Origin of the sequence: Streptomyces thermospinosisporus (assembly GCF_039526425.1) — a bacterium.
Taxonomy (GTDB): Bacteria; Actinomycetota; Actinomycetes; order Streptomycetales; family Streptomycetaceae; genus Streptomyces; species Streptomyces thermocarboxydovorans.
This window is the reverse complement of sequence record NZ_BAAAIZ010000104.1, coordinates 1-8,078: the sequence shown is the minus strand read 5'-3', so window position 1 is coordinate 8,078 and position 8,078 is coordinate 1. Positions and strand designations below refer to the sequence as shown.

Annotated in this window: 6 protein-coding genes; 3 read left to right on the top strand and 3 right to left on the bottom strand. The window is 71.8% G+C overall.

Going from position 1 to position 8,078, the window contains the following annotated elements:
* Window positions 1-351 precede the first annotated feature (351 nt).
* A complete protein-coding gene (locus ABD207_RS27710; protein ID WP_344015930.1) occupies window positions 352-900 on the bottom strand; it encodes a MarR family winged helix-turn-helix transcriptional regulator in 549 nt (182 codons plus the stop codon).
* Between the two features lie 122 nt (window positions 901-1,022).
* Here ABD207_RS27710 and ABD207_RS27705 point away from each other — a divergent pair, with 122 nt between their 5' ends.
* Window positions 1,023-2,294, top strand: coding sequence for an MDR family MFS transporter (locus ABD207_RS27705; protein WP_344015931.1), 1,272 nt, complete (start codon window positions 1,023-1,025; stop codon window positions 2,292-2,294).
* A gap of 59 nt (window positions 2,295-2,353) precedes the next feature.
* Here the strand turns inward: ABD207_RS27705 and ABD207_RS27700 are convergent, their stop codons facing one another.
* Window positions 2,354-4,006: an ATP-binding SpoIIE family protein phosphatase gene (locus ABD207_RS27700; protein ID WP_344015929.1), complete on the bottom strand. Its 1,653-nt coding sequence runs from the start codon at window positions 4,004-4,006 to the stop codon at window positions 2,354-2,356.
* A gap of 170 nt (window positions 4,007-4,176) precedes the next feature.
* Window positions 4,177-5,556, bottom strand: coding sequence for an NAD(P)/FAD-dependent oxidoreductase (locus ABD207_RS27695; RefSeq protein WP_344015928.1), 1,380 nt, complete (start codon window positions 5,554-5,556; stop codon window positions 4,177-4,179).
* 377 nt (window positions 5,557-5,933) lie between these two features.
* On the opposite strand from ABD207_RS27695, the gene ABD207_RS27690 reads away from it, so the two are divergent.
* Both ABD207_RS27690 and ABD207_RS27685 read left to right on the top strand, forming a co-directional pair.
* On the top strand, window positions 5,934-6,755 hold the full coding sequence (locus tag ABD207_RS27690; RefSeq protein ID WP_344015927.1) for a TetR/AcrR family transcriptional regulator: 822 nt from the start codon (window positions 5,934-5,936) through the stop codon (window positions 6,753-6,755).
* Between the two features lie 308 nt (window positions 6,756-7,063).
* Window positions 7,064-8,078 (top strand): RNA polymerase sigma factor (locus ABD207_RS27685; protein ID WP_344015926.1); only part of this gene is annotated, 1,015 nt, incomplete at its 3' end.

Here is an 8,078-nt window from a genome sequence, read left to right as displayed (position 1 = left end):
CTTCCTTCGTACTCACCCTCTCGGGCTTTCCTCCGGGCGCTTCCCTTCGGTGTTTCTGACTCTATCAGATCTTTTTCTCGACCTGACCCCCAGTCAGCGGGGTTCGTCCGCACGGCCGTTGGGCCGCGCCGACGTCTCAAACCTTAGCGGACTCGCTCCGTATTCCCAAATCGAGGGAAGTGGAATTGAATTCGGGCATGCCGAATTCGCTCCCACTGGAGGAGCACGTCATAGGTGTGAGTGCCGCTGATGCGGCGGAAGTGTGGCCTCAGAACCATTTTGGCCCCGTGGCAACCCGAAGAACCTTACGGATGGGTACGGGGGGTGTCAAGGGGATCCCGTCAAGATCTTTTAGTCCAGGTCCTCGAGCCGGCCGCCGGCGTCCGGCTGGGCATGCTCCACCCTGCGGAGCAGACGGGTGAGGACCTCTTCGAGGACGGTGCGCTCCTCTGGTGAGAGGTCCTGGAGGAGGTCCGCCTCGAAGACCGTCGCCTTGCGCATGACCTCCAGCCACTTCTCGCGGCCCGCGGGGGTCAGCTCCACGATCACGCGGACGCGGTTGGACTCGTCCCGCTCCCGGGTGACCAGGCCCTCGGCGACCATGCGGTCGATGCGGTGCGTCATGGCGGCTGGAGTGAGGCCGAGGCGCTTGGCCAGCTCGCCGGGACCCATCCGGTAGGGGGCGCCGGAGAGGACGAGGGCCTTGAGGACCTCCCAGTCGGCGTTGCTGATGCCCAGCTCGGCGGTCTGGCGTCCGTAGGCGACGTTCATGCGGCGGTTGAGCCGCGACAGCGCGGAGACGATCTTCTCGACCTGCGGGTCGAGGTCCTGGAATTCGCGCTGGTAAGCGGCGATCTGCTCTTCGAGTGACGGCTCGCTCAGGCCGGGGGTGTCGCCCATGGTCGCAGTATGGCACGCCCTCGCTTTGCCTTGAAGTCCTTCGCTGTGTACTCTTTAGCTTCGAACTTTAGCTTCAAAGTATTGGCTCCTGACTAGTGAGAGAGGTGAACGTGACCAGGGCGATGGGCGCAGCGATGCGCCGGATCCAAGTGGGCAACGCACTCAGCGCCTTCGGACTGGGCTTCACGGTCCCCTACCTGTACGTCTATGTGGCGCAGGTCCGGGGTCTTGGGGCCGTGACGGCGGGCATGGTGCTCGCCGTCTTCGCCGTGGCTGCGCTGATCGTGCTCCCGTTCGCCGGGCGGACGATCGTCCGGCGCGGCCCGCTGCCGGTGCTGCTCGCCGCTCTGGTCACCGCCGCGATCGGGGCGCTGAGCCTCGGACTGTCGGGCAGTGCGGTGAGCGTGCTGCTGTCGGCGGCGGCGCTCGGCGCGGGGCAGGCCGTGATGCAGCCGGCGCTGGCCACGATGATCGTGGACTGCTCCTCCTCCGGGACGCGGTCGCGGGCGTTCGCCATGCAGTTCTTTCTGCAGAACCTGGGGCTGGGCATCGGCGGTCTGATCGGCGGGCATCTCGTCGACGCGAGCCGGGCCTCGTCGTTCACGCTGCTGTTCACGCTCGAGGCGGCGATCTTCCTGCTGCTGGTCGTGGTGATGGCGACGGTGCGGATGCCGCACTCGCCGCGGGTGGAGGACGTGCCGCAGTCCGCGAAGGGCAGCTGGAAGCAGCTGCTGGGCAACCGGGCCATGGTGCAGCTGTGCGTGCTGGGCTTCGTGCTGTTCTTCGCCTGCTACGGGCAGTTCGAGTCGGGGCTGAGCGCCTACGGCGTGGAGGCGGCCGGGATCTCGACGTCCGCGCTGGGCACGGCCCTGGCGGCGAACACGCTGATGATCGTGGTGGCGCAGTTCGCGGTGCTGCGGTTCGTGGAGCGGCGCAAGCGGTCGCGGGTGATCGCCTCCGTGGGCCTGATCTGGGCCGTGGCGTGGGCCGTGGCCGGGTACGCGGGCCTCGGCAACGGCAGCCAGGAGATGGCGACGGCCGCTTTCGTGTCGACGTACGCGCTGTTCGGGCTCGGTGAGGCGATGCTGTCGCCGACGCTGGCCCCGCTGGTGGCCGATCTGGCGCCGACCGGGATGGCGGGGCAGTACAACTCCGCGTTCGCCCTGGTGAAGCAGCTCGCGCTGGCCGTCGGTCCGGCGGTGGGCGGGCCGCTGGGGGCCTCGCTGCACGCGCCGTACATCGTGGTCTTCGTGCTGTTCTCGCTGGGGATCACGGTACTGGCGCTGCGGCTGGGGCGGCAGCTGACCGAGGCGCAGGACCATCCGTCGGCCGCGCGCAGCCGGGTGGTGGCGCAGGGCGGCGCGCCGAGGGGGAATGCACCGGCGCACGTGTGACGCCTGCGCCCCTCCTCGTTCCCTGGTGAGCCCTGCCGTGCTTCCCGGTGGCCGTCGGTCTACGGCCGGCCGGGGTGCGGCAGGGCGAACTCGCACCAGACCGCCTTGCCGCCGCCCGGGGTGCGGCGGCTGCCCCAGTTGGAGGCGATGGTCGCCACGATGGAGATGCCCCGGCCGGACTCGTCGCCCGGTTCCGCGCGGCGGCGCCTGGGCAGGTGGTCGTCGCCGTCGGTGACCTCGATGATCAGGCGGCGGTCGGTGCGGCGCAGGCGCAGGCGCATGGGGGGTGTGCCGTGCTGGAGGGAGTTGGCCACGAGCTCGCTGGTGGCGAGGACGCCCAGGTCGTGCAGCTCGGTGGGAAAGCGCCAGCTGGTGAGAACCCCGGAGGCGAAGGCGCGGGCGCGCGGGGCGGCCTCCACGCCGCCGAGGAGTTCCAGGGCGGCGTTGCGGAAGAGTTCGGACTCCGGTCCCTTGCGGGCGGGGTGCTGGAGGACCAGGACGGCGACGTCGTCGTCGTGGTCGGGGGTGACGCCGGCGGAGCGGACCAGGCGGTCGCAGACGACCTGGGGGCTGCCGGTCGCGCCGGCGAGGGCGCGTTCCAGGGCGGCGATGCCCTCGTCCAGGTCCTCGTTGCGGCGTTCGACCAGGCCGTCGGTGTAGAGGACGGCGGTGGAGCCGGGGCCGAGGGGGACGGAGCCGGAGGAGTGCATCCAGCCGCCGGTGCCGAGCGGGGGGCCGGTGGGTTCGTCGGCGCGCTGGACGGTGCCGTTCTCGTCGCGGACCAGGATCGGCAGATGGCCGGCGGAGGCGTACACCAGGCGGCCCTCGTTGGGGTCGTGGATGGCGTAGACGCAGGTGGCGATCTGGTTGGCGTCGATCTCCATGGCGAGGCCGTCGAGCAGCTGGAGCACCTCGTGCGGCGGGAGGTCGAGGCGGGCGTAGGCGCGCACGGCGGTGCGGAGCTGGCCCATGACGGCGGCGGCGCGCACGCCGCGCCCCATGACGTCGCCGATGACGAGCGCGGTGCGTCCGCCGCCGAGGGTGATCACGTCGTACCAGTCGCCGCCGACCGCGGCCTCGGTGCCGCCCGGGTGGTAGGTGGCGGCGATGCGCAGGTCGTCGGGCTCCTCGAGCTCCTGGGGGAGCAGGGAGCGCTGGAGGGTGACGGCGGTCTCGCGCTGGCGGCGTTCGCTGGCGCGCAGGCGTTCGGCGGCCTCGGCGTGGTCGGTGACATCGGTGGCGAAGACCAGTACGCCGCGGCCGCCGCCGTCCTCGGTGACGGGTGTGCAGGTGAAGGTGTAGGAGCGGCCGTCGGGGGCCTTGCGGGACTTGACCGTGCGGGGCTTGCCGCTGCGCAGGACCTGGTCGAGGAGGGGCAGCAGGCCCAGTTCGGCGAGTTCGGGCAGGGCGCCGCGGGCGGGGGCGCCGACGGGGCGGGGGCCGAAGGCGGCGGTGTAGGCGTCGTTGACGTAGGCGAGGCGGTGGTCGGGGCCGTGGACCAGGGCGACGAGGGAGGGGATGCGGTCGAGGACCTCGCGCACCTTGAGGTCGTCGACCGCGGGGACGGGGGGTGCGTCGTCGGTGAGGTGCTCGGCGCGGGCCGCCGGCACGGAGCCCTCTCCCCGCCGGTCCGGGGTGACCGTGAGATCGGCCCGCGCTGCGGCGCGGCGCTGCGTTCCGGGGAGCCGGGCGCTCCAGCGCGTGAAGTTCACTAATCCTTGCCTCGGTTAGTTGTCGGCGGCCCAAGGCCGGGACCGGCCGGGGTCCCGGGACCGCACGGGGCTTGCTGCGGCCCGCCCGCGTGGTGGACCAGTCTGGCAGGCCGCCGGCCGGGCCGGCATCCGTCAGACGCCGCGCCCGCCGGCGGAGTTCCTGGGTCCGGTCAGGACGACCCCTTCGGGTCGTGCGGGGGGTCTTGAGAAGGCTTTCCACCGGCCGCGAGTTCGAACTCCGCCCGGGGGTGTTCGAGTGAACCCAGGGAGACGATCTCCCGTTTGAACAGTCCGGCGAGGGTCCATTCGGCGGCCACGCGTGCCTTGCGGTTGAAGGTGGGGACGCGGCTGAGGTGGTAGGTGCGGTGCATGAACCAGGCGGGGTAGCCCTTGAGCTTGCGTCCGTAGATCTGGGCGACGCCCTTGTGCAGGCCGAGGGAGGCGACGGAGCCGGCGTACTTGTGGGCGTAGGTCTCCAGGGGTTCGCCGCGCAGGGAGTGGGCGATGTTGTCGCCGAGCGTCCTGGCCTGGCGCAGGGCGTGCTGGGCGTTGGGGGCGCAGGTGCGGCCCGCGTCCGGGGCGGTGACGTCGGGGACGGCGGCGGCGTCTCCGGCGCCCCAGGCGTGCGGGGCGCCGTCGACGGCGAGTTGGGCGGTGCACTTGAGCCGGCCGCGTTCGTCGAGCGGGAGGTCGGTGGCGGCGAGGACCGGGTGCGGTTTGACGCCGGCGGTCCATACGACGGTGCGGGTGGGGAAGCGTGAGCCGTCGCTGAGCACGGCCACCCGGTCGGCGCAGGACTCCAGTCTGGTCTCCAGGCGTACGTCGATGTTGCGGCGGCGCAGCTCGGTGACGGTGTAGCGGCCCATCTCCTCGCCGACCTCGGGGAGGATGCGGTCGGAGGCCTCGACGAGGATCCACTTCATGTCCTCGGGCCGCAGGTTGTGGTAGTAGCGCGCGGCGTAGCGGGCCATGTCCTCCAGCTCGCCGAGTGCCTCCACGCCGGCGTAGCCGCCGCCGACGAAGACGAAGGTGAGGGCGGCGTCGCGGACGGCCGGGTCGCGGGTGGAGGAGGCGATGTCCATCTGCTCCAGGACGTGGTTGCGCAGGCCGATGGCCTCCTCCACGGTCTTGAAGCCGATGCCGTGCTCGGCGAGTCCGGGGACGGGCAGGGTGCGCGAGACGGATCCGGGGGCGAGGACGAGTTCGTCGTAGGCGAGCTGCCGGCCGCCGGTGCCCTCCTCCTCGGTGGCGAGGGTGGTGATGGTCGCGGTGCGTTTGGCGTGGTCGATGCCGGTGGCCTCGCCGATGATGACGCGGCAGCGGTCGAGGACCCGGCGCAGCGGTACGACGACGTGCCGGGGGGAGATGGCGCCGGCGGCCGCCTCGGGGAGGAAGGGCTGGTACGTCATGTACGGGTCCGGGCTGACGACCGTGATCTCGGCCTCGCCCCGTTCGAGTTCCCGTTTGAGCTTCCGCTGGAGGCGCAGGGCCGTGTACATCCCGACGTAGCCGCCGCCGACAACGAGAATGCGCGCACGTTCCTTCACCATCCCATGACGCACCCGTCGCTTGCGTTTGTCCACAGGCTCGACGAATTGTGTGACCGGAGGCCAAAGGTGCTCCGCTTTGGCCGAATGACCTATTGCCCGAGCATCGGCGCAGGTCAGCGCTGGTGCTCCGGGGGCCGCCCGGGGGCGCATTTCGGACGAATGTGTCTCGTGCTCCGATCGGGGGGCGCTCCGTGCGGAACCTGCCCCTTCTGAATTGACCCCCTCTCAACTATGTTCGTCTCTCGACGGGGTGTAGGGGGATGCGCTCGTCGGGTCCGCGACGGGCGGGGTCGATCACCGGGCTCGTTCCGTGAGCCCCGGATATGTAGGGCGGGGAGAGGTCTCCGGGGGGAGACGTCATCAACCGGGGGAAGCGTATGCATGTTCAGGAATCCCATTGGTCTTCCGCTGTCGCGACGGGCGCGGCGGTGAGCGCATCTACGGGGACGACGGGTTCGACGGGTTCGACGGGTTCGACGGGTTCGACGGGTTCGACGGGTTCGACGGGTTCGACGGGTTCGACGGGTTCGACGGGGAACGGTCGCGCGGACAGGGCGCGTACGACACCGCTGCGGGTGGACGCACAGCGCAATCTGGAGCATGTGCTCCGGGCGGCGCGCGAGGTCTTCGGCGAGCTGGGTTACGGCGCGCCGATGGAGGACGTGGCGCGCAGGGCCCGGGTGGGCGTGGGCACGGTCTACCGGCGGTTCCCGAGCAAGGACGTGCTGGTGCGGCGCATAGCCGAGGAGGAGATCTCCCGGCTGACCGAGCAGGCGCGGGCGGCGCTCGGGCAGGAGGACGAGCCGTGGTCGGCGCTCTCCCGCTTCCTGCGCACCTCGGTCGCCTCGGGTGCCGGCCGGCTGCTGCCGCCGCAGGTCCTGCGGGTGGGTGTGGTGGAGGACCACGCACGAGTGCCGCAGCAGCGGACCCAGCCGGGCACGGGTGAGCTGCGTCTGGTTCCGGAGGAACCGCCCGCGCCGGAGGACGACGCGGGTGCCTCGCAGCTGCTCGAGGTGGTGGGCCGGCTCGTGGAGCGCGCCCGCGCGGCGGGCGAGCTGCGGGCGGACGTCACGGTCTCGGACGTTCTGCTGGTGATCGCGACGGCGGCCCCGTCGCTGCCGGACGCGGCGCAGCAGGCGGCGGCCTCGGCCCGCCTGCTGGACATCCTGCTGGAGGGTCTGCGGTCGCGTCCCGCGTAGGACGCCGCGGGTGACAGCCAGCAGACTTCCGGACAGCTGCCGGATGGGCTTCCGGACAGCTGCCGGACGACTTCCGGACGGCTGCCGGATGGGCTTCCGGACAGCTGCCGGAGGAAGGCTCAGGGGGAACGATTCCTGACGGGCTCGACCCCTGAGCCTTCCCCGAACACACGCACTTGAGTGCTCGCGTTCGACAGGTCCCCACCAACGAGTGGAAGACCCCCGCTATCGGGCCCTGCCCTGGGAACGCTGTGGCACCCTGACCCCTGTTCATGACGGGCCGGGCAGCTGGCGGGGGCTTTTTCGCGATGAGCGACGACGGGCGGGACGAGCCGTGCGCCGACGACGGCGCACGGCAGGTGCCGAGCCAGGGGCGTGCCCCGCTGGACGATGTCGACGGCTCGGTCCCGGCCCAGCGCGACCGGCGCGAGGAGGGCGTACTGCCGCCCCCGCGCGTACTGCCCCCTCCGCCCGTGCGGCCGCCGTCCGACGCCGAGCTGATCGGCCGGATGCGCTCGGGCGACGACTCGGCGTACGAGGAGCTGTACCGGCGGCACGCCGACGCGGTACGCCGCTACGCACGCACCTGCTGCCGGGACGCGCACACCGCGGAGGACCTGACCGCGGAGGTGTTCGCCCGCATGCTCCAGGCGGTGCGCGGCGGTTCGGGCCCCGAGCACGCCGTGCGCGCCTATCTGCTGACCTGCGTCCGGCGGGTCGCCGCGCACTGGACGCGGTCCGCCAAGCGGGAGCAACTGGTCGACGACTTCGCGGTCTTCGCACGTCAGGCCGCCCGGCTCGCCGACGGCTCCGACGTCCACACCCTGGATCTGGGCGCGGACGTGCGGGCGATGCACGAGGCCGAGCAGTCGCTCGCCATGCAGGCGTTCCGCTCGCTGCCGGAGCGGTGGCAGGCGGTGCTGTGGCACACCGAGGTCGAGGACGAGTCGCCGAGCGAGGTCGCCACGCTGTTCGGCCTGGACGCCAACGGCACGCGGGTGCTGGCCAGCCGGGCGCGTGAGGGGCTCAAGCAGGCGTACCTCCAGGCCCACGTCAGTTCCGCCCTCACCGCCGACGACGAGTGCGCCCGCTACGCCGACCAGCTCGGCACCTACGCCCGAGGCCGGCTGCGCACCCGCGCAGAGCGGGGCCTGCGCAAGCATCTGGAGAAGTGCGCCCGCTGCCGGCTGGCCGCCGCCCAGATCGAGGAAGTCGCCTCGGGCATCCCCGCGTTCGTGCCGGTGGCCGTCATCGGCTGGTTCGGCACCGCCGGGTACGCCAAGGTGGCCGGTCTCGTCGCCGGCGGCGAGGTCGGCGACGATG